This is a genomic window from Allocatelliglobosispora scoriae (genome assembly GCF_014204945.1).
In the GTDB taxonomy this organism is placed as follows: Bacteria; Actinomycetota; Actinomycetes; order Mycobacteriales; family Micromonosporaceae; genus Allocatelliglobosispora; species Allocatelliglobosispora scoriae.
On sequence record NZ_JACHMN010000002.1, the window covers coordinates 2,255,001 to 2,275,072 of the forward strand.

General features: G+C 69.3%; 13 protein-coding genes, 2 tRNA genes and 1 pseudogene (1 of these 16 only partly in view). 5 read left to right on the forward strand and 11 right to left on the reverse strand.

What is annotated here, in order from left to right; all coding sequences use genetic code 11:
• Positions 1-469, reverse strand: partial view of a DMT family transporter gene (locus F4553_RS42440; RefSeq protein ID WP_184836734.1) — the 5' portion only. It extends 374 nt beyond the left edge of the window; only the first 469 of its 843 coding nucleotides appear in the window; it begins with the start codon at positions 467-469; the stop codon falls past the left edge of the window.
• Positions 470-507: 38 nt separating this feature from the next.
• Between F4553_RS42440 and F4553_RS15750 the strand changes: the two genes are divergently transcribed.
• Positions 508-1,140, forward strand: a complete 633-nt coding sequence (locus F4553_RS15750; protein ID WP_184836736.1) for a helix-turn-helix domain-containing protein — start codon at positions 508-510, stop codon at positions 1,138-1,140.
• A gap of 63 nt (positions 1,141-1,203) precedes the next feature.
• On the opposite strand, the gene F4553_RS15755 is transcribed toward F4553_RS15750, so the two are convergent.
• From F4553_RS15755 to F4553_RS15780, 6 genes are all read right to left on the reverse strand, one after another.
• Positions 1,204-2,403 (reverse strand): MFS transporter, encoded by a 1,200-nt coding sequence (locus F4553_RS15755; protein WP_184836738.1) that lies wholly within the window; start codon positions 2,401-2,403, stop codon positions 1,204-1,206.
• 110 nt (positions 2,404-2,513) lie between these two features.
• The gene (gene clpX, locus F4553_RS15760; RefSeq protein ID WP_184836740.1) at positions 2,514-3,815 is read right to left on the reverse strand and encodes an ATP-dependent Clp protease ATP-binding subunit ClpX; all 1,302 of its coding nucleotides are present in this window, start codon (positions 3,813-3,815) and stop codon (positions 2,514-2,516) included.
• 210 nt (positions 3,816-4,025) lie between these two features.
• Positions 4,026-4,673 (reverse strand): ATP-dependent Clp protease proteolytic subunit, encoded by a 648-nt coding sequence (locus F4553_RS15765; RefSeq protein ID WP_184836744.1) that lies wholly within the window; start codon positions 4,671-4,673, stop codon positions 4,026-4,028.
• 5 nt (positions 4,674-4,678) lie between these two features.
• Positions 4,679-5,293: an ATP-dependent Clp protease proteolytic subunit gene (locus F4553_RS15770; RefSeq protein WP_184836745.1), complete on the reverse strand. Its 615-nt coding sequence runs from the start codon at positions 5,291-5,293 to the stop codon at positions 4,679-4,681.
• 233 nt (positions 5,294-5,526) lie between these two features.
• Positions 5,527-6,873 carry a trigger factor gene (gene tig / locus F4553_RS15775; protein ID WP_184836747.1) on the reverse strand — a complete coding sequence of 449 codons (1,347 nt, stop codon included), beginning with the start codon at positions 6,871-6,873 and terminating at the stop codon, positions 5,527-5,529.
• 271 nt (positions 6,874-7,144) lie between these two features.
• Positions 7,145-7,218: transfer RNA gene (locus F4553_RS15780), tRNA-Pro, on the reverse strand.
• Between the two features lie 161 nt (positions 7,219-7,379).
• Between F4553_RS15780 and F4553_RS15785 the strand changes: the two genes are divergently transcribed.
• Positions 7,380-7,453 (forward strand) — tRNA-Gly (locus tag F4553_RS15785).
• Between the two features lie 50 nt (positions 7,454-7,503).
• Here the strand turns inward: F4553_RS15785 and F4553_RS15790 are convergent.
• Positions 7,504-7,809 carry a hypothetical protein gene (locus F4553_RS15790; RefSeq protein WP_184836749.1) on the reverse strand — a complete coding sequence of 102 codons (306 nt, stop codon included), beginning with the start codon at positions 7,807-7,809 and terminating at the stop codon, positions 7,504-7,506.
• Between the two features lie 321 nt (positions 7,810-8,130).
• Between F4553_RS15790 and F4553_RS15795 the strand changes: the two genes are divergently transcribed.
• From F4553_RS15795 to F4553_RS42445, 3 genes are all read left to right on the forward strand, one after another.
• Positions 8,131-11,604 carry a galactose-binding domain-containing protein gene (locus F4553_RS15795; RefSeq protein WP_312875223.1) on the forward strand — a complete coding sequence of 1,158 codons (3,474 nt, stop codon included), beginning with the start codon at positions 8,131-8,133 and terminating at the stop codon, positions 11,602-11,604.
• 201 nt (positions 11,605-11,805) lie between these two features.
• Complete coding sequence (locus F4553_RS15800; RefSeq protein WP_221469909.1) at positions 11,806-12,564, forward strand: class I SAM-dependent methyltransferase; 759 nt, start codon at positions 11,806-11,808, stop codon at positions 12,562-12,564.
• Complete coding sequence (locus tag F4553_RS42445) at positions 12,561-16,808, forward strand: alpha-(1->3)-arabinofuranosyltransferase (protein ID WP_184836750.1); 4,248 nt, start codon at positions 12,561-12,563, stop codon at positions 16,806-16,808. Before F4553_RS15800 ends, F4553_RS42445 begins: the two co-directional genes overlap by 4 nt.
• A 48-nt stretch (positions 16,809-16,856) precedes the next feature.
• On the opposite strand, the pseudogene F4553_RS42450 reads toward F4553_RS42445, so the two are convergent.
• The 3 genes and pseudogenes from F4553_RS42450 to F4553_RS15815 form a co-directional block, all read right to left on the reverse strand.
• Positions 16,857-17,882 (reverse strand): annotated as a pseudogene (locus tag F4553_RS42450) (acyltransferase family protein); the annotation flags it as partial.
• A gap of 35 nt (positions 17,883-17,917) precedes the next feature.
• Positions 17,918-18,664, reverse strand: coding sequence for a class I SAM-dependent methyltransferase (locus F4553_RS15810; protein WP_184836752.1), 747 nt, complete (start codon positions 18,662-18,664; stop codon positions 17,918-17,920).
• A gap of 157 nt (positions 18,665-18,821) precedes the next feature.
• Positions 18,822-20,054, reverse strand: a complete 1,233-nt coding sequence (locus tag F4553_RS15815; protein ID WP_184836754.1) for an MATE family efflux transporter — start codon at positions 20,052-20,054, stop codon at positions 18,822-18,824.
• Between the last annotated feature and the right edge of the window lie 18 nt (positions 20,055-20,072).

A 20,072-nucleotide genomic window follows, 5' to 3' on the forward strand; every position in this document is an offset into this window, starting at 1 on the left:
AGAGCGCTCCGGCGCTGAGTGCCAGGAGGACGACCTTGGGTGTCACCGCACCGCGGCCCTGCGAGTGGCCGAGGCTGACCAGGCCGATCGCCGCGATCGCGCAGACGGCACCGACGAGGGCGATCGGGTTGGGCCGCTCTCCCATCAGCAGGCCGCCGATGACCGGAATGAAAGCCGAGGTCACGGCCGTGATCGGTGCCACGACGGACATCGCGCCGCCGGAGAGCCCGCGGTAGAGCAGGACGATGCCGCCGAGACCGGCCACGCCTGCGGCCATGCCGTAAAGGATGTCGGTGAGGTGTGGCGTACCCGGGATGATCACCAAACCGAGTGCGATTATCGGTAGGCCGAGAATCTGTGACATGACGGTCACTGTGAGTGTGCTCGACCGTTGTGTCGCCTTTCCGCCACAGAAATCGGCGGCGCCCCACACCAGGGCGGAGGTCGCAGCGAGAACAATGGCGTACACACGGAATTCGTATCACAATATTGACCGTGGGGGACAGCGTGTTAACCGACACAAAGCTCGACCGCCTCGGCACGGCCGACGAACTCAACGCGGCCGTCGCCCTGCACTGCCGCGCACTCCGGCAGTCCCGGGGCTGGTCACTCGATGAACTCGCCGGTCGATCCGGCGTCAGCAAGGGCATGCTCGTGCAGATCGAGGCCGCGCGGACCAACCCCAGCGTGGGCACGCTCGCCCGGGTCGCCGACGCCTTCGGCGTCACCGTCTCCCGGCTGCTCGAACCCGCGCAGGACCGCACGGTGCACCTCAGCGACGCCGAGGAGGCGCCGGTGCTGTGGCGCGGTGGGCGCGGCGGCACCGCCCGCCTGCTGCGCGGGCTCAGCGAGCCCGACTTCGTGGAGCTCTGGGACTGGCGGCTCGCGCCGCACGAGGAGCACGTCTCCGACGACCACCAGCCGGGTACGCGAGAGGTGCTGCACATCCTCAGCGGCGTGCTGATCGTGACGGTGGGGACGGAGGAGTACACGGTCGGCCCCGGCCAGACGATCGACTACCTCGCCGATCGGGATCACAGCTACCGCAACGACTTCGACACTCCGACCCGCTTCCTCATGCTGGTCTGCATGCCCCCGCGCGAATACGACCGCCGAGTCCGCCCACCCCTCCCCCGCTGACCCGGCCGCCTCGCGTAGCCACCAAGATCGCCGCAACTCTTCAAGAGTTGCGGCGATCGTGGGTTACAGGCTGGGGATCGCGGGTTCGAGGACCGGCTCGGGCTTGCTGCGGGAGACCTTGTCAGCGGGCTTCAGCGCCTTCGCGGAGAGCGCGACGATCAGCACCAGCACCGTGACCACGCCGAACGAGACCGTCAGCGAGCTGACGTTGGCGATGCCGCCGACGATCCCCGGTGCGGCGAGCCCGGCGCCGTAGGCGACCGTCGCCACCCCGGCGATCGCGTTGGTGCTGGAGACACTGTCGGTCGTCGAATGCCCTGCGGCGGAGAACGCCAGCGGCACCACGGTGGCGATGCCGACGCCGATCAGCACGAATCCGGCCATCGCCACGACCGGAGTCCAGGAGACGACGACGAGGACACCGCCGACGGTCCCGACCGCACCGGCGACCTGGGTGGTGCGGACCGCTCCGAACCGGCGGACCACGGCATCGCCGACGAACCGGGCGATCGTCATGGCACCGGCGAAGAAAGCGTAGGCGAGCGCACCCGCCCCCTCCCCCGCATCAAGCACCTGCACGAGGTAGAGCGCGCTCCAGTCGGCCGAGGACGCCTCGGCGAAGACCGCGGCGAACCCGACGAGGCCGATGATGAGCACCGGGCCTCTCGGCAGCGAGAAAGCGGGGCCGGACTTCTCACCGACCGGCACCTTCCGCCCGGCCGGCAGGAAGCTGCCCGCGGTCACACCGACGATGATGAGGAAGACCGCGACCGCGGTGAAATGCAGGCGGGCGTCGATCGCCCGGTGCGCCAGCAGCGCGCCGAGCCCGCCGGCGAGGAAGCCGCCGACACTCCAACCACCGTGCAGGCTCGACATGATCGGCCGCCCGAGGAGTCCCTCCACCGCGACGCCTTCGGCGTTCATCGCCATGTCGGCGGTACCCGCGCAGGCACCGGCGAACAGCATCATGACGGACAGGACGACGAGGTTCGGCGCGAACGCGGGCAGGGCGAGTGTGGCGCACCAGGCCGAGATGAGCACCTGGGTGGCGAGCCGGCCGCCCATCAGCTGCACGAGTTTCGCGGAGAACTGCATCGCGCAGAGAGCACCGATCGCGGGCATGACGAGTGCGAAACCGAGCTGCCCCGATGTCACCCCGACATGGTCGGCGATCCACGGCAGTCGGGAGGCGAAGCTGCCCGTCACCGATCCATGGACGGCAAAAATGATCAGGACCGCCCACCGAGCACGGTTAGGGTTCACGCCAGCCTCCAGGGGTACCTGCGCCTTCCGTTGAGAGAGCGCTCTATAGGACCCTAGCTCCTGGCGGATCTTCTACGTCAGGGGCCGGAAGGTGGGCTGGCCGACTCGGGTCAGGCGGAGCGTTCTTCGCGGTGGCGGGCCGAACGGCGACCGCCGGCTTGAAAGTCGCGGGGAACGATCGTCGGGTAGACCTTCTCCAGCACCGTCGCCCGTGTGATCAGCACTCGCTCGGCGGTGGGGTCGCTGGGAACCTCATACATCACGGAGAGGAGGACCTCTTCCATGATCGCGCGAAGACCCCGGGCGCCCGTGCCGCGGAGCATCGCCTGATCGGCGATGGCTTCGAGAGCGGGCTGCTCGAACTCGAGCACGACGTTGTCGAGCTCGAAGAGGCGCTGGTATTGCTTGATGAGCGCGTTGCGGGGCTCGGCGAGGATGCGCACCAGCGCCGACCGGTCCAGGCTGCGGACGCTGGTCAGCACGGGCAACCGGCCGATGAACTCGGGGATCATGCCGAACTTGAGCAGGTCCTCCGGCATCACCTGGGCGAGGACGTCGTCGTTGACCCGCTCGTTGATCGCCCGCAGGTGAGAGCCGAAGCCCAGCCCGCCGCGCCCGATCCGGGTCTCGATGATGTCTTCCAGCCCGGCGAACGCTCCGCCGACGATGAAGAGGATGTTGGTCGTGTCGATCGACACGAACTCCTGATTGGGGTGCTTGCGACCGCCCTGCGGCGGAACGTTGGCGACCGTGCCCTCAAGGATCTTCAGCAGGGCCTGCTGGACACCCTCCCCGGAGACATCACGGGTGATCGAGGGGCTGTCGGACTTGCGGGAGATCTTGTCGATCTCGTCGATGTAGACGATGCCGGTCTCGGCGCGCTTGATGTCCCAGTCGGCGGCCTGGATCAGCTTGAGGAGGATGTTCTCCACATCCTCGCCCACATAGCCCGCCTCGGTCAGCGCCGTGGCGTCCGCGATGGCGAACGGGACGTTGAGCATCCGGGCCAGGGTCTGCGCCAGGTGGGTCTTGCCGCAGCCGGTCGGACCGATCATCAGGATGTTGGACTTCGCGAGCTCCACGGGCTCACCCTCGCGGGTGCGGCCGGGGCCGGTCTCGGCCTGGATGCGCTTGTAGTGGTTGTAGACCGCCACCGCGAGCGCCTTCTTGGCCTGGTCCTGACCGATCACATATTGGTCGAGGAACTGGCAGATCTCCACCGGCTTGGGGAGCTCCTCGAAGCGGACCTCGCCGCCCTCGGCGAGCTCTTCCTCGATGATCTCGTTGCAGAGATCTATGCACTCATCGCAGATATAGACCCCTGGTCCCGCGATGAGCTTCTTGACCTGCCGCTGCGACTTGCCGCAGAACGAGCACTTGAGCAGGTCGCCGCCGTCGCCGATCCGTGCCACCTACGACTCCCCCTGCCTAGCAGCGGACAAACAGTGCCGCCCTGACGTTACCTGGTCTTGCCGTGACACGCCCGCTCTGACTTCATCGGGGCGTGTCGCCCCTCCTCCATCATCACAGCCGGGTCTGACATCCCCCGCGCCGGGGCGGTGCCGGGCGGAAACCCGCCCGGCACCCCGGCAGTCTGACACGCTCCGTCGAACCCTCGCGGGCTATTTGACGGCGGTGAGCGCGGTCTTCTTGCGGCTCACCAGAACGGTGTCGACCAAACCATAGTCCTTGGCCTCCTGGGCCGTGAGGATTTTATCACGGTCGATGTCCTTGCGGACCTGCTCAATGGGGCGACCGGAGTGGTGCGAGAGCATCGTCTCCAGGTTGGTCCGCATCCGCATGATCTCGCGCGCCTGGATCTCGATGTCGGAACCCTGGCCGTAGCCGCCCTCGGTCGCCGGCTGGTGGATGATGATCCGCGAGTTCGGCAGGGCCATCCGCTTGCCCGGCGTGCCGGCGGCGAGCAGGACCGCGGCGGCGCTGGCCGCCTGGCCCATGCAGACCGTCTGGATGTCGGGGCGAACGTACTGCATCGTGTCGTAGATCGCCGTCAGGGCCGTGAAGCTGCCGCCGGGCGAGTTGATGTACATGATGATGTCGCGCTCGGGGTCGGTCGACTCCAGGACCAGCAGCTGGGCCATGATGTCGTTGGCCGAGGCGTCGTCGACCTGCACACCCAGGAAGATGATCCGGTCCTCGAACATCTTGTTGTACGGGTTGGATTCCTTGATCCCGTACGACGTCTTCTCGACAAAGGAGGGGATGATGTAGCGGTTGTGCACCGGTTCGAAGCCATTCATGGTCGTCATCTCCCTCAGTCCTCGCTCGGCGTCGGCGAACCGCCGGTAATCACGCGGTCGATGAAGCCGTACTGCTGGCCCTCCTCGGCGGTGAACCAGCGGTCGCGGTCACCATCCTCCTCGATCTGCGCCACCGTCTGACCGGTGTGCTTGGCGATGAGGTCGATCATGAGCTTCTTGGTGTGGATCATCTGCTGCGCCTGGATCGCGATGTCGGCCGCGGTGCCACCGATGCCACCGGACGCCTGGTGCATCATGATCCGCGCGTGCTGCAGCGCGTAGCGCTTGCCCTTCGCACCGGCGCAGAGCAGCATCTGACCCATCGACGCCGCCATGCCCAGGGCAATGGTGGAGACATCGTTGGTCACATACTGCATCGTGTCGTAGATCGCCATGCCGTCGTAGACGGAACCACCCGGCGAGTTGATGTAGAGAGTGATGTCGCGCTCGGAGTCTTCGGCTGCCAGCAGGAGCAACTGGGCGCAGATGCGGTTCGCGACCTGCGTGTTGACCTCGCTGCCGAGGAAGATGATCCGGTCCTTGAGCAGCCGGTTGTAGACGCTGTCGTCTAGACCGATGCCGATCTGATCGGAGCCCCGCAGTTGCGGTGGGAGATGCAGCTCGCTCATGCCAACCCTTCTTTGCGACCGTGCCGCCGGATCACCGGGTCTGTCCCGACGCCTCCGACGTGACCACATCCTGGAAGTCGAACCTATTGCCGACCCTAACCGGTCCCACCGACGAGAGCTTCCCACCGGAGGGCGTGTTCGCTGTGAGCGCACGCTGCCCGGCGTACCCCCCGCTGGGGTTGAACATGGCGCGGGCCGCGCGTCTGCACGCGCGGCCCGGCCCGAGTCACAGCTCAGTGGTTGTGACCGGTGTGGTCTTCCTCGTCGCCGCGCAGATCGTCGAGGGTCAGGACGTTGCCGTCGGTGTCCTTCATGATCACGCGCTCCATGACCATCGCCAGCGCCTTGCCCCGGCGGACATCGCCGAAGAGAGCGCCCGCGTTGCCGGTCTGGACGAGCTGGTCGTAATACTGCTGCGGCGGCATGCCCGCCCGCTGGGCGCGGTGCACGACCTCGTGGCCGAACTCGTCGTCGGAGACCTGGACATCCTCGGCGTCGGCGAGCGCGTCGAGCACGAGCTGGATCCGCACGCCCTCGGAAGCGGCCTCGGTCAGCTCGGCGTCGATCTGCTCCTCGGTCTTCTCCTCGGCGGCGAGGTACTCCGTCAGCGAGGCGCCGATGCGCTCCAGCTCCTGGGCCATCGACTGCTTGCGGTGCTCGACCTCCTCGGCGACGACACCCTCCGGCGCCGGCACGGCGGCCGCGGCGACGATCTCCTTGAGTGCTTTGTCGCGGGCGGCGTAGAGCTGCTCGACCTTCTTGATCCGGGTGAGCCGGTCCTTGAGGTCGTTGCGCAGCTCCTCGAGCGTGTCGAACTCGCTCGCGAGGCCCGCGAACTCGTCGTCCAGCTCCGGCAGCTGCTTCTCCTTGACGGCGCGCACCGTGACGGCGACATCGGCGTCCTTGCCCGCGAACTCGCCGCCGACGAGCTGCGTCTGGAAGGTCGTCGACTCCTCGGCGCTCAGGCCGACGATCGCCTCGTCCAAGCCCTGCAGGAGCTGGCCCGAACCGACCTCGTGCGAGATGTTGCTGGCCTGGCCGCCCTCGACGTCGGTGCCGTCGACCGTGGCGTTCAGGTCGATCTGCACGTAGTCGCCGGTCTCCACGGCGCGCTCGACGCCCTTGAGCGTCGCGAAGCGCTGGCGCAGGTTGTTGAGCTGCTCATCGATCTCGTTCTCGCCGAGCGCGATCGGGTCGACCTCGACGGAGATCGCCGACAGCTCCGGAAGGACGATCTCCGGACGGACGTCGACCTCGGCGGTGAACCGCAGCGGCTGGCCGTCGGCGAACTCCGTGATGTCGACGGTCGGGCGGCCGAGCAGCTTCACGTCGTGCTCGCGCACGGCCTCGAGAATCTGCGCCGGGATCGCCTCCTCGACGGCCTCCTGCAGCACGGTGCCCCGGCCGACACGCTGGTCGATCACCTGGGACGGGATCTTGCCCTTGCGGAAACCGGGGATGTTCACCTGGTTGGCGATCTCCCGGTACGCCTTCTTGAGGCTGGGCTCCAGCTCTTCGAACGGCACCTCGATGGCGAGCCGCACGCGGGTCGGGCTCAGAGTCTCGACGGTGCTCTTCACAGGCGTACTCCTTGACGATCTTGCGGGTCGAGTGGTTGGGCGCACGAAAGGGCCCGGTCGAGTGTAGGCGAATACATGACCGGTATCTCCCATCGGGGAGGGCCATCGCCGGAGATGTCACAGGGTGATCTCTGCCGCAGCGCTCAATCGCGCGCTCTTTCGGCCGTCACACCCGGTAGAGCCACGCCGATCTGACCGATACGAAGCCCTACCGGGGCAATCGCCATTCTCCTCGGGCGATGCCCGGGACGGCCTGAAATGCGAAGAATTGTCGGGGTGGCCGGATTTGAACCGACGGCCTTCCGCTCCCAAAGCGGACGCGCTACCAAACTGCGCCACACCCCGCAACTAACCGCGCTAGCGTAGCCGAACCGTACCCGTCACCCACCGTCGCGGTCCAGGTGATTTCAGTCGGCGGGTACGCGTGGCGCGGCACCCGGTAACCCGGAGGCGCGATCGACGGGGAACCCGCTAAGCTAGGAGCCGCGCCGGGAAGCCGGCGGCACGCGGGCGTAGCTCAATGGTAGAGCTTCAGTCTTCCAAACTGACTACGCGAGTTCGATTCTCGTCGCCCGCTCCACATCGGCAATGCCCCGGCCCGGATGGGTCGGGGCATTGCGTTTCCTGCCGTCAGCTCGCCTCGATCGCAAGGTCATCGATGCCGAGCTTGCGCGCGATCGCCGAGATGGCGGGCACGACGAACGCCAGCTGGCGGTCCACGGACGCGAAGCGCTGATCCATCCCGGTGAAGCGCTCGTCCATCTTGTCGAAGCGCTGATCCACCTTGTCGAACCGCTCACTCATCTCGGCGCGCAGTTCTTCCAGGTCAGCCCGCAGGACGCGCTGGCCGCCCGAGAGATCACCGATGGCATTCGTCAGGTGGTCCAGCCGCCCTTCGATGTTCTCCAGGCGCTGAGCGGGCACTGTCACAAACACGAGTCTCCTCCCCGTTGGTTGCAGGCGCAAAGCCGCACACACCATATAACCAATACCACTACTAGTAAACCCTGTAGGGATAACTCGTTAGTTCTTGATCATGATGGACCCACTTTTGGATATTGCAGCAAAAGTTAAGGCCATATCGCTGAAACATCTGGACACACAAAACGAAGGATCGTAGGGTGTGGATCGCCAGGCATCGGCGTGCCAGGCCAGCTTCAGGACCCAAGACAACGTTGTCCGCCCGCTGACCAGGTACGCCGTAGAGCGGTGTGCTGCCAGTCGACGGCACGTTGCCCCGCTCTCACTGGAGGAAAAGTGTCTGGTCCGTCCCGACGAGCGCGCCTGCCCATCGCGGGTGCCCTCGCCTCAGTCCTCACCGCCGCGAGCCTGTGGTTGCCCGCCACCGGTGCGGCCGCCGCTCCCCCGCCGCAGGAACCCGGCGTCACCCTGCGCACCTTCGACATGCAGGTCGCCCTCAGCGCCCTCTGCACCCTCAAGCCCGCCACGACGCCCAACGTCGACAAGCTCATGTCCACGATCAACTGGACGACCGCAGCCGAGTTCGGCCAGGAGGACAACTTCATGTCCCAGGCCATCGGCAACATCAACATCCCCACCGCCGGCAGCTACACCTTCCGCCTCACCAGCGACGACGGATCCCGCCTCACCATCGACAACACCGTCGTCATCAACCACGACGGCCTCCACGGCGCCACCGCCAAAGACGGCGCCATCACCCTCACCACCGGCTACCACTCCCTCTTCGTCGAATTCTTCGAAGCCGGCGGCGGCCAGCAGCTCACCCTGCAGTGGCAGACCCCCGGCTCGACGACCTTCGTCACCGTGCCCAATTCGGTCCTGAGCACCGACTCCGGCGTCGTCCGGGTCACCGCACCCGGCCGCAAGGAGTGCGAGGCCTCCGGCGACTCACCGGGTGACGGCCTGCCGCTCACCTCGGTGCACCCGAACTTCACCCTGACCGACCTGCGGCCGAACGCGGCCTTCCAGCCCCGGGTCACCGGCATGGACTGGCTGGCCGACGGTCGACTCGTCATCTGCACCTGGGGTGGCACCAACGACTCCGGCACCTCCCAGGCCGGTGAGGTCTACATCCTCGGCAACACCGGCGGCAACACCACGCCGGGAGCCGTCACCACCAAGCGGATCGGCAGCGCCCTCAAGGAGCCGATGGGCCTCAAGATCGTCGACGGCGTCGTCTACGTCTCCGAGAAGGGCAAGCTCACCCGGCTCGTCGACACCAACGGCGACGAGGTCGCCGACCAGTACCAGACGGTCGCCACCTGGCCCTACGGCGGCGCGTTCCACGAGTTCGCCTTCGGCCTGCTCTACGAGGCCGGGTACTTCTACGTGAACCTCTCCGTCGGGATCGACTACGGCGGCAACACGACGAACCCGCAGCTGGTCGCGAACCGCGGCACCACGATCAAGGTGAACAAGGACACCGGTGCCTTCACCTACGTCGCCGGCGGCCTGCGGACCCCGCACGGCATCGGCTGGGGACCCGAGGGCGGCATCTTCGTCACCGACAACCAGGGCGGCTGGCAGCCCGCGTCGAAGCTGGTCCACATCAAGCAGGGCCGCTTCTTCAACCACTACCTCAACCCGGCCGGCCCGTTCGACAACGCACCGGTGACCCCGCCGGTGATCTGGCTGCCGCAGAACGAGATCGGCAACTCGCCGAGCACCCCGCTCTACATGCCCAGCGGCCTCTACGCCGGGCAGTTCCTCATCGGTGACGTCACCTACGGCGGCCTCCAGCGGAGCTACGTCGAGAAGATCAACGGCGAGTACCAGGGTGCCCTCTTCCGCCTCACCCAGGGTCTGGAGGGCGGCGTCTCCGAGGTCGGCCTCGGACCGGACGGCGCGGTCTACGTCGGCGGCATCGGCGGCGGCGGCAACTGGGGCCAGACCGGCAAGCTCAACTGGGGCCTGCAGAAGCTGACCCCGAACGGCAACAACGTCTTCGACATGCTGGCGATGCGGGCTCAGCCCAACGGGTTCGAGATCGAGTACACCCAGCCGGTCTCGGCCGCGACGGCCACCGCGCTCGCCTCGAAGTACCGGGTGAAGCAGTGGCGCTATGTCCCGACGGCGGCATACGGCGGTCCGAAGATCGACGAGGAGACCCTGACGGTCTCGTCGGCGACGCTCTCGGCCGACGGCAAGAAGGTCACCCTGGTGATCAACGGCCTCAAGGCCGGCCGGGTCGTGCACATCCGCTCGCCCAAGCCGTTCTCCTCCAGCAACGGCCAGTCGCTGTGGAGCACCGAGGTCTGGTACACGCTCAACGCCATCCCCGGGCAGGCCGTCTCGACCAACCTCGCGCTCGGCAAGCCCGCGACCGCCGACAGCTCCTGCGCCACCTCCGAGGGCCCCGCGAAGGCGGTCAACGGCACCGCCAACGGCGGCAACGCGGACAAGTGGTGCTCGACGGGTGCCACCAAGTGGCTCCAGGTCGACCTCGGCTCCAACCAGAGCGTCAACAAGTTCGTCGTCCAGCACGCGGGTGCGGGTGGTGAGGACGCCGGGTGGAACACCCGGGACTTCAACATCCAGACCAGCACCAACGGCACCTCCTGGACGACGGCGGCGACGGTCACGGCGAATACGGCGAACATCACCACGCACAACATCACCGCCGTCTCCGCCCGGTACCTCCGCCTCAACGTCACCAACGGTGGTACGACCGGCAACGCCGCAGCCCGCATCTACGAGTTCGAGGCCTACGGGGCGACGGCACCGCCGCCCACGAACCTCGCGCTGGGCAAGGCAGCCTCGGCCGACAGCTCCTGCGGCACGACGGAGGGCCCGGAAAAGGCCGTCAACGGCAGCACGAGCGGCGGCAACGCCGACAAGTGGTGCTCGCTCGGTGCCACCAAGTGGCTCCAGGTCGACCTCGGCTCCAGCCAGACCGTGAGCCAGGTCGTCGTGAAGCACGCCGGATCGGGTGGTGAGAACGCCGCCTGGAACACGCGTGACTTCAACATCCAGACCAGCACCAACGGCACCTCCTGGACGACGGCGGCGACAGTCACCGCCAACACGGCGAACACCACCACGCACAACATCACCGCCGTCTCCGCCCGGTACCTCCGCCTCAACGTCACGACACCCAGCAGTGACGGCAACGGGGCGGCCCGGATCTACGAGTTCGAGGCGTACGGCACCGCCACCACCCCGACCCGGGTCGTGTTGTTCGACGGCACCAACATGAACAACTTCGTGGGTTCCGGCGGCGGCGCGGTCACCTGGCCGGTCAGCGGCGGCAGTGTCGAGGTGCTCGGCGGCGACATCAAGAGCCGCCAGGCCTTCGGCGACTTCAAGCTGCACATCGAGTTCTGGCTGCCCAACCTGCCGATCGACGTGACCGGGCAGCAGCGGGCCAACAGCGGGATCTACCTGCAGGACCGCTACGAGCTCCAGGTGCTGGACTCGTTCGGGGACACCACCCCGGCCAACAACGAGGCCGGTGCCATCTACGAGAAGCTGGCCCCGATCGTCAACGCCGCGACCGCCCCGGAGACGTGGCAGACCTATGAGGTGACCTTCCGCGCAGCCCGTTTCAACGCCTCCGGCGTCAAGACGGAGAACGCCCGGGTCACCATCTACTGGAACGGCGTAATGATCCACAACAACGCCGAGATCAACGGTTCCACCGGCAACGGTGCGGCGGAGGGGCCCTCCGTGGGCCCGTTCCGCCTGCAGGACCACGGCGACCCCGGCGCCAACGTGCGCTACCGCAACATCTGGGTCGAGCCGGCCGTCTAGCCCGACCGTCTGTCAGGGGCGGTGCGCGTCAGCGCACCGCCCCTGACTTTTGTTGCAGGTTTCGCGGCGTGTCCAGCATTAAAATTCAGGGTGGGAAAAGATTGGTCCTCCGGCCGGTGGAGCCCTTAGTGACCAGCGAGTAGTCTTCGCGAACGCCCTATGTGACCGACACGGTCCGCACGGTGATCGGGAGGATCCGGTATGAGGTCAGGCGCGGCTCGCGCAGCTTCTCTGCGCCGTTCGGTGGAGCTGTTCCAGGGGTTCCGCCGCGAGCAGTCAGACCCCGACTACTTCTACGCCCTGCTGGCGGCCGACTCGGTGCAGCAGCTCTCCGGCTATGTCGACCTGCCCGGACGGGTGGTGCTCGACGTCGGCGGCGGCGCCGGCTACTTCGCCGACGCGTTCCGAGGCGCCGGGGCGGCGTACTTCGGAATCGATCCCGACGTGGGCGAGCTGACCGCGCGGGGTGAGGCCGACGGCGGGATGCTCCGGGCGAGCGGCACCGAGCTGCCGATCCGCACTGGCTCGGTGGATGTCTGCTACTCGTCCAACGTGCTGGAGCACGTCCGGGAGCCGGAGCGGATGATGGCGGAGATGGCCCGGGTCACCAAGCCCGGCGGCATCGTCTTCGTCTCGTTCACGCCGTGGCTCTCCCCCTGGGGCGGCCACGAGACCTCACCGTGGCACTTCCTCGGCGGTGACTACGCGCGGCGGCGCTACCGCAGGCGGATGGGGAAGGAGCCGAAGAACGTCTTCGGCGAGAGCCTCTTCGCCGCGCGGGCCGGGGCGGCGATCCGCTGGGCCCGGCGCAGCGCGATCGTGGACGTGGTGCACATCCTGCCCCGATATCACCCCTGGTGGGCGCAGTGGATCGCACTGGTCCCGGGTGCCCGGGAGATCCTGTCCTGGAATGTGGTTCTGGTGCTGCGGCGCCGCGCGGTCGAGGCGGACGGCGCATGACCGTCGAAAGGATCACCCCCCGTCTGGTACGCCCACCCGGCCCCTCCCGGACCGTCCGCGCCCTGCGCGTGGTCGCGGTCTGCATGGGCCTGACGGCGCTGGCGTTCCGCCAGGACCCGGGTTGGATGACGCCCGACACGAAGATCGACCTGACCATCGACCCGTTCGGTTTCCTGACCCGCGCACTTCAGCTCTGGGAGCCCGCGGGCAACTTCGGCCAGCTCCAGAACCAGGCCTACGGGTACCTGTGGCCGATGGGGCCCTTCTACGCCCTCGGTGACACGCTCGGCCTGCCCGCCTGGGTGATCCAGCGGCTGTGGTGGGCGCTGCTGCTCTGCGTGGCGTTCACCGGCGTGGTCCGCCTCGCCGGCCGGCTGAACCTCGGTACGCCGGGCAGCCGGATCATCGCCGGGGTCGCCTTCGCGCTCTCCGTCCGGACCCTCACCGAGCTGGGCGGGATCTCGATCGAGGCGTGGCCGGGCGCGGTGGCACCGTGGGTGCTGGTGCCGCTCGTCGGCCTCCGCCACGGCCTCCCAGTACGCCGGCAGGTGGCTCTCTCCGCGCTCGCGGTCGCCTGCGCCGGTGGCGTGAACGCGACAGCCGTCATCGCCGTCGTGCCGCTCGCCGTGCTGTGGCTGTGGACCGTCAACCCGGTGCGGCGACGGATCGGCGCCCTGGTCGGCTGGGGCGCCTGCGTCGCGCTCGCCACCGCGTGGTGGACGCTGCCGCTGCTGCTGCTCGGCCGGTACGCACCGCCGTTCCTGGACTTCATCGAGACCGCAGCGGTCACGACAGAGGTCACCGACCTGCAGACCATGCTCCGCGGCGCCTCGCACTGGCAGGCGTACTTCACCGACATCTATGGACCGGTGTGGCCCGCCGGCCGCCGGCTGGGCACCGAGCCGCTGCTGGTCGCCGCGTCCGCCGTGGTGGCGGCGCTCGGCCTCGCCGGGCTTTCGCGCCGGGGCATGCCGCACCGGCGCTTCCTGATCACCGGAGTGCTGCTCGGCCTGGCGCTGGTCGGCTTCGGGCACGTCGCGCTCTTCGACGGCGGCTTCGCCGAGTTCCAGCGCAGCCTGCTCGACGGCCCCGCCGTGGCACTGCGCAACGTGCACAAGTTCGACGTGATCATCCGCTTGCCGCTCGCCCTGGGCCTGGCGCACCTGCTCGGCGTCTTCGCCCGGGCCGGGCTCCGGCACCGCTCACCGGCGCGGGCGCTGCTCGCCCGGCTGCGGTGGGTCGGCGTCACGGTGACGGCGATCGTCGCGATCCTCGGCGTGAGCGCGCCCGCGCTCGCCGGTGGCCTGGTGGCCCGCGGCACCTACATCTCGGTGCCCGCCTACTGGCGGCAGGCGGGTGCGTGGCTCGACCAGCACCTCGACAAGGACCGTGTCCTGATCATCCCGGGCGCCCGCTTCGGCGACTACCGCTGGGGCAGCACGGGTGACGAGGTCATCCAGACGATGACCCGGGGCCGGTGGGGTGTCCGCAACGTCATCCCGCTCGCCCCGCCCGGCACCATCCGGCTGCTGGACTCCATCGAGACCGCTCTCGCCACCGGCACGGGCTCCGACGGGCTCGCCGACCTGCTCGCCCGCTCCGGCGTGCGCTATCTGCTGGTCCGCGCCGACAGCGACTACGGCAAGGGCGGCGGAGTCGCCCCGATGATCGTCCGCGACGCGTTGAACCGCTCCCCCGGGCTCACCTCGGTCGCGGAGTTCGGTCCGCAGGTCGGCACCGAGGGCAAGCTCTCGGATCACGCGCTGAGCGGCCCGGTGCCCGCGCTGGAGATCTTCCGGGTGGATCGGGCCACCTCGCCCGTGGTCGCCTACGACACCTCGGCCGTGACCACGGTCGTCGGCGGTCCCGAATCACTGCTGCCACTCGCGGCGTCGGGGCGCCTGCCGACCGGGCCGACCGTCCTCGCGGGCGACGCGCCGGCCGGGCTGCGGACCGGCGCCACGGTCGTCACCGACGGCATGCGCCGCCGCGAGGTCAACTTCGGCACCGCCCGGGACAACCAGTCGCCCACGCTCACCGCGACGCAGTCGTTGCGAGGCACCGGGCCCGCTCCCGACTACCTCCCGGCATGGGCGTCGAAGTGGATGACGACCGCGCAGTACAGCGGCGTCTCCGCCGTGGTGGCGTCGAGCAGTTGGGCCGACTCGCAGGCGACCATGGGCAGCCGACCGGAGCACCAGCCCTTCGCCGCGGTCGACGGTGATCCGGCCACCTCCTGGCGTACGGTTCCGGGCAACCCGGCCGTCGGCCAGTGGTTGGAGCTGCGGTTCACCGGCCCGCGTACGGTCTCCCAGGTCACGGTGCACTTCGACTTCGGTGCCGAGGCGCTGCCGACCCGGATCACCATCGATGCCGGCGCCGAGCGGGCCCTCGTGGACAGCTTCGCACCCATGGTCACCGTGAAGATGCCGGGCAATCTCGCCACCACCAAGGTCCGGATTCTGATCAACGCGGCCGTTCCCCGGCCGGGTGGGATGGGCGGGGTGGGCATCTCCGAGGTGGAGATCCCCGGGGTCGAGGTGGAGCGGACCCTGCTGGTCCCGCAGGCACCGGCGACGGATTCCCCCGTGGGCATGCTCTTCACCGCCGCACCGGCCACCGCCTCCTGTTTCTTCACCGCGACGGGACCGCAGTGCGACCCGCAGCGGGTCCGGACCTCGGAGGACGGCACCACGATCGACCGCACGGCGTCGCTCGCCGAGACCGGTGACTACACGCGGGCGGTCTGGGCCCGGCCCCGGCCCGGAGCAGCGCTCGATCAGGCGCTCAGCCCGAGCCCGCTGCACCAGGTGAGCGCATCGTCGACCGCCTCGGCCGACCCGGCGGCGAGCGTCTGGGCCACGATCGACGGCGACATCAACACGGCCTGGTACCCCACGCTCGCCGACGAACACCCCTGGCTGCGGCTCAACTGGCCGGAGGCGCGAAAGATCACCGGGATCCGGCTGAACCTGCCGGATACGGTCGCCGCGAGTCGGCCCTGGGGCGTCCAGGTCGTCGGGGACGGCGGTCTGCGCGAAGGGGTCGTGGACTCCAACGGCGTGGTCAACTTCGCCCAGCCGATGACGACCGACGAGATCACCGTCTTCTTCCTCGGCGACCTCGCGGCATACTCCCGCAATCCCTATCTCAACACCGTCGAGCGGCTGCCGGTCGCCGTCAGCGAGCTGGTCGCCCTGCCGGACGAGCCCCGCCCGCTGCCCGATCCCGACCAGGTCGTCAAGCTGCCCTGCGGCAGCGGACCGACCCTGAACATCGACGGTGCGAAGTGGCGGACGTCGCTCACCGCCACCCGGCGGGAGCTGCGCGAGCTGCGGGAGGTGCCGGCCGCCTTCTGCGACAAGGAGGACCCGGGCACGATCACCCTCGCCACCGGCGACGTGCATCTGCGGGCGACCGCCAGCACGCTGAGCACGCCGGTCCGGGTCGCCCTGGACCCGGTGCCGGAGCGCACGAGCATCGACGCCGCCGACACCGGCGGGTCGCCGATCCGGATCGACCGCTGGGGCAGCGCGGAGCGGCGGCTCGACATCGCGGCGACGGGCAACGAGCGCATCCTCGCCGTCCGAGAGAACAGCAACCCCGGCTGGCAGGCCACGGTCAACGGCCAGGCGCTGCAGCCGATCGTCGTCGACGGCTGGCAGCAGGGCTGGGTCCTACCAGCCGGTGCCGGTGGAGCCGTGGTGCTCAGCTTCGCGCCGGAGCGCACCTTCCGCAACGCGCTCCTGCTCGGGGCCGGGCTGCTGGTGCTGGTCGTGGTGATCGCCGTACTGCCGGGGCGGAACCGAGGCGCGACCCACAAACCGGCCGGCCGTGCTCGGCGCCGCTTCACCGGTCGGCTGGTACCACTGCTCCTGGGCGGGCTGGCCCTGATCGGGTTCGGCGGGCCGATCGGCGGTGCCATGGCGCTCGGTGGCGTACTGCTCGCCCTCGTGGTGCGCATGCTGGCGGAGCGGCTGCCAGCTGACGACCGGCGCCGCCTCCACCGCGCCGCTCGCCTGCTGTGGCTGCTGCCACCAGCCATGTTCCTGCTGGGACACTGGCTCGCCGAGGGCGTGGTCTTCCGCCACACGGCGGCGGCGCCACAGCTGGTGACGCTCGCGGCGCTGACGGGGCTGTGGATCTCCGCCTGCTGGCCGGGCCGCCCGACGCGACCGGCCGACATTCCGGCCCCAGTTCACGATCGGCCGCTCCACGCCATACCAGCTCATCGCGGCGAGTAGCAGGGCCAGCACCATCGTCATCGCGAACATGGTGAGCGGGTCACGGCCGAACTGCGGCACCCCGCTCACCACCTCGATGATGTGCATGGCGAGCGGGTGCCAGAGGAAGAGACCGAAGGAGACCGTGCCGAGCCAGCGCATCGGCATGCTGCTGAGGAAGCCGTGCAGGCTGGTGCCCCGGCCGAACGCCACGGGCACCAGCAGGCACGAGGCCATCGTCATGTAGAGCAGCAGGCGGACGGCGTACTCGCTGCCGGTGGCGATGCCGATGCCGCCCTGCGGGCCCGCGATCGGGGTGGCGGTGAGGGCGAAGAGCCCCACGGTGAATCCGATGCAGGCCCAGGGCGCGGAGGCGAGGTCGTCCAGCAGCGCCCAGCGCCGCGGCGCCGTCCCGGTGTTCAGCGCGACGTGGGCGGTGGCGAGGGCCATGCCGACGCCGAAGCTCCCGGCGTGGCTGGGGAACCACAGCGGGTGTACGAAGATGTTGAGCTGCCCGTAGCCCAGTGCGAGTGCCCAGGCGACGGTGACCGGCACCAGCAGCAGGCAGATCGCGACCGTGCGGGCGGGCCGCCACCGCTTGCCCAGCGCCAGAATCGCGAAGAACGGCAGGAAGAGGTAGAAGACGACCTCGACGGTGAGGCTCCAGGCCTGGCCGATGCCGGGCATGAGCCCGCCCTGGCTGTAGAACTGCGTGAACGTGAAGTGCTGCACCCAGGTCTGCCAGGGCACCTGCCCGGGTGCGAGGAAGAGGAAGCAGGCCACGACCACCAGCCAGTACGCCGGGATGATCCGCAGCGACCGCCGCCAGAAGTGCCGGCCGAGGGTGGGTGCCGGGGTGCCCGTCGCGCGGGCGTGTGCGTAGGGCCGGAAGAGCACGAAGCCGGAGAGCACGAAGAAGACGCTGACGAAGACTTCGAGCCGCGAGAACCAGTAACCCCAGTAGGGCATGCCGACGGCGCCGGTGGCGAAGGTGACGTGCCCGGCCACGACCGCGGTCGCGCCGACGCCCCGCAGCGCGTCGAGGGTCGGCATCCGGGGCGCGCCGGCGGGCCTGGCTGACACGACGGAGGTCATGGGGATCCCTAAAGGGGTGTGAGGGCGGACGGGGCTCAGAACGGGTCGTAGGGGCCCGCGTGGCCCAGCGCTGCGGCGACGGGACGCAACCGTAGCCGCAGCAGCACCTTCAGCACGAAGTTCCGCGCGAACCACGGCACCTCGCGCAGGATCCGGGCCCGGTCGCGCAGGGTCGGCGCCCCCAGCCGGAAACGCGCCAGCGAACCGGCCCGGTCGAGGTAGATGTAGCGGCCGGTGGGCAGGATCCGCACGGTGACACCGAGCGTGACGCCGATCGAGGAGAAGCAGTCGTGCACCAGGATCTCGCCGCCGGGCTGCATGGAACGCGACCAGCGCAGGTCGTCGGAGAAGGTCCAGTAGTCGTGCTTGCCGTCGATGTAGAGCAGGTCGATGCCCTCGGTCCAGACCGGGCGCAGCCTGGTGCTGTACTCCGGCCGCAGGGTCACCACGTCGGCGAGCCGGTGCCGGGCGATGTTGGCCTCGAACCGGTCCCGGGTCGGGGTGCCGCCGAAGAGCCGGCCCTCCACGAAGGGGTCGATCGCGGTGACCCGCGCGCCGACCTGCCGTGCCGCGGCGCCGAGCACGACCGTGGAGCGGCCCTGGTGGCTGCCGATCTCGACGATGTGCGCGCCGGCGGGCTGCCGCAGGGCGGCCTCGTAGAGCGACAGGCCCTGCGCCCGCGTCAGCCAGCCCGGGATCTCCTCCGCCTCGGCCCAGACCTCGGCGAAGCCGGCCGCCTCGACCGCGTCGCCGCTCTGCACCGAACTGTCCTTCGCAACCATGGCAATCCGTTCACTCCGACCGGTCGGACCGGCCCGATGGCGGTTCCGCGTGCCAGGATCCTAATGCAGAAACGTGCGAACATCTCAGGTCCGTTCGGCGGTTTTCCCAGGTGGATCAGCGTTACTCACCGGTTGCCCTGACCAGCGACGTTGCGCCTCACGCTGGCTCGGCCGCCGAGATCGCCTGCTTGCGGACGGCCCAGACCCGCCACCAGCCACCAGCCAGGATGGCCGCCGTGCTGCCGACCGCCGTGCACATCGCCGCGACGACGATGCTCGTGATCCCCGGGTGCGGCAGCAGCGAGACCACCACCGCGAACCCGATCACCGCCGCCCACAGCGGTGCGGCCGGAGCCCGGACCCCGCTGGCGACCTCCGCGTTGGTCAGCACGAAGACCAGGGCGTAGAGCGCACCGGTCACCGCGAAGGCCCAGGCGTACCCGGAGAGGTGGGTGTATGCGGGGCCGCCCGCCAGCCGCAGCGCCAGCGGACCGGCGAGGGCGGCTGCGGCCACCAGCACGGCCCCGATGGCGGCGACGCCCAGCATCGCCGCGCCGCGAGCGCCCTTCACCCGCTTGGCGAGGTAGGGCAGCGCCATGATGGTGATCATCTGCGGTGCCCAGATCGCACCTTTGGAGAGCACGGTGAGCACGGCGTAATCGGCCGCCTCGGCAGCGGGCAGGAGCCGGCGGGCGGCGATCAGGTCGGCGTAGGAGAGGACGAACATGACCAGCGTGGCGCTGCTCGCCGCGATGAGGTCGCGACCGGCGCCGACGACGGACGACGGGATGATCCGGGTGGCCGTACGCGGCATGAGCAGGCCGATCAGGCCCGACGCGACGACCGAGACCACCGCACCGAGCACCAGGCAGCCGATCAGGCCCAGGCCGAACATCAGGCCGACGATGACGCCGCCGCAGCGGGCGGTGGCGAGCAGCAGCATCCCGGCGGCGACCCGGCGGAAGCGCATCTCCCCCTGCAGCCGGCCCAGCCACGCGCTGCTGGCGATGACCGGAGCGGTGATCACGGCGGCGAGCAGCAGCGAGGCCCAGGGCAAGTGCAGCAGGTGCGCCAGGAGCGGGGTGGACAGGATCAGCAGGCCCGCCGCGGCGGCCACGGTGATCAGGACGAGCCGGCCGAGCCGGTGCACGCCGCCGAAGCGGGCGAGGTGCATCGCGACCGCGGTCTGCAGGCCCAGGGCGGGCACGCCGGCGATCGCCGAGATCGCCATGACCGAGGCGAGGGCGCCGAACGCGTCCGCGTCGAGCCGTCGCGCCCCGAGCAGGAGCACCAGGTAGCCGAGGAGGTTGCCGAGCACGGAGGCGACCGCGACGACGGCTCCCGCCAGGCCGAGCCTGGAGATCCGGTCGCGCCACCGCCTGTCGGCCATCTGCGTCCTTACTCGGCT

Excerpts from the sequence above, each read along its gene's own strand:
- F4553_RS15815 (WP_184836754.1), bottom strand. The coding sequence starts at position 20,054 with ATGGCCGACAGGCGGTGGCGCGACCGGATCTCCAGGCTCGGCCTGGCG.
- F4553_RS15800 (WP_221469909.1), top strand. The coding sequence starts at position 11,806 with ATGAGGTCAGGCGCGGCTCGCGCAGCTTCTCTGCGCCGTTCGGTGGAG.
- F4553_RS15770 (WP_184836745.1), bottom strand. The coding sequence starts at position 5,293 with ATGAGCGAGCTGCATCTCCCACCGCAACTGCGGGGCTCCGATCAGATC.
- F4553_RS15810 (WP_184836752.1), bottom strand. The coding sequence starts at position 18,664 with ATGGTTGCGAAGGACAGTTCGGTGCAGAGCGGCGACGCGGTCGAGGCG.
- F4553_RS15765 (WP_184836744.1), bottom strand. The coding sequence starts at position 4,673 with ATGACGACCATGAATGGCTTCGAACCGGTGCACAACCGCTACATCATC.
- F4553_RS42445 (WP_184836750.1), top strand. The coding sequence starts at position 12,561 with ATGACCGTCGAAAGGATCACCCCCCGTCTGGTACGCCCACCCGGCCCC.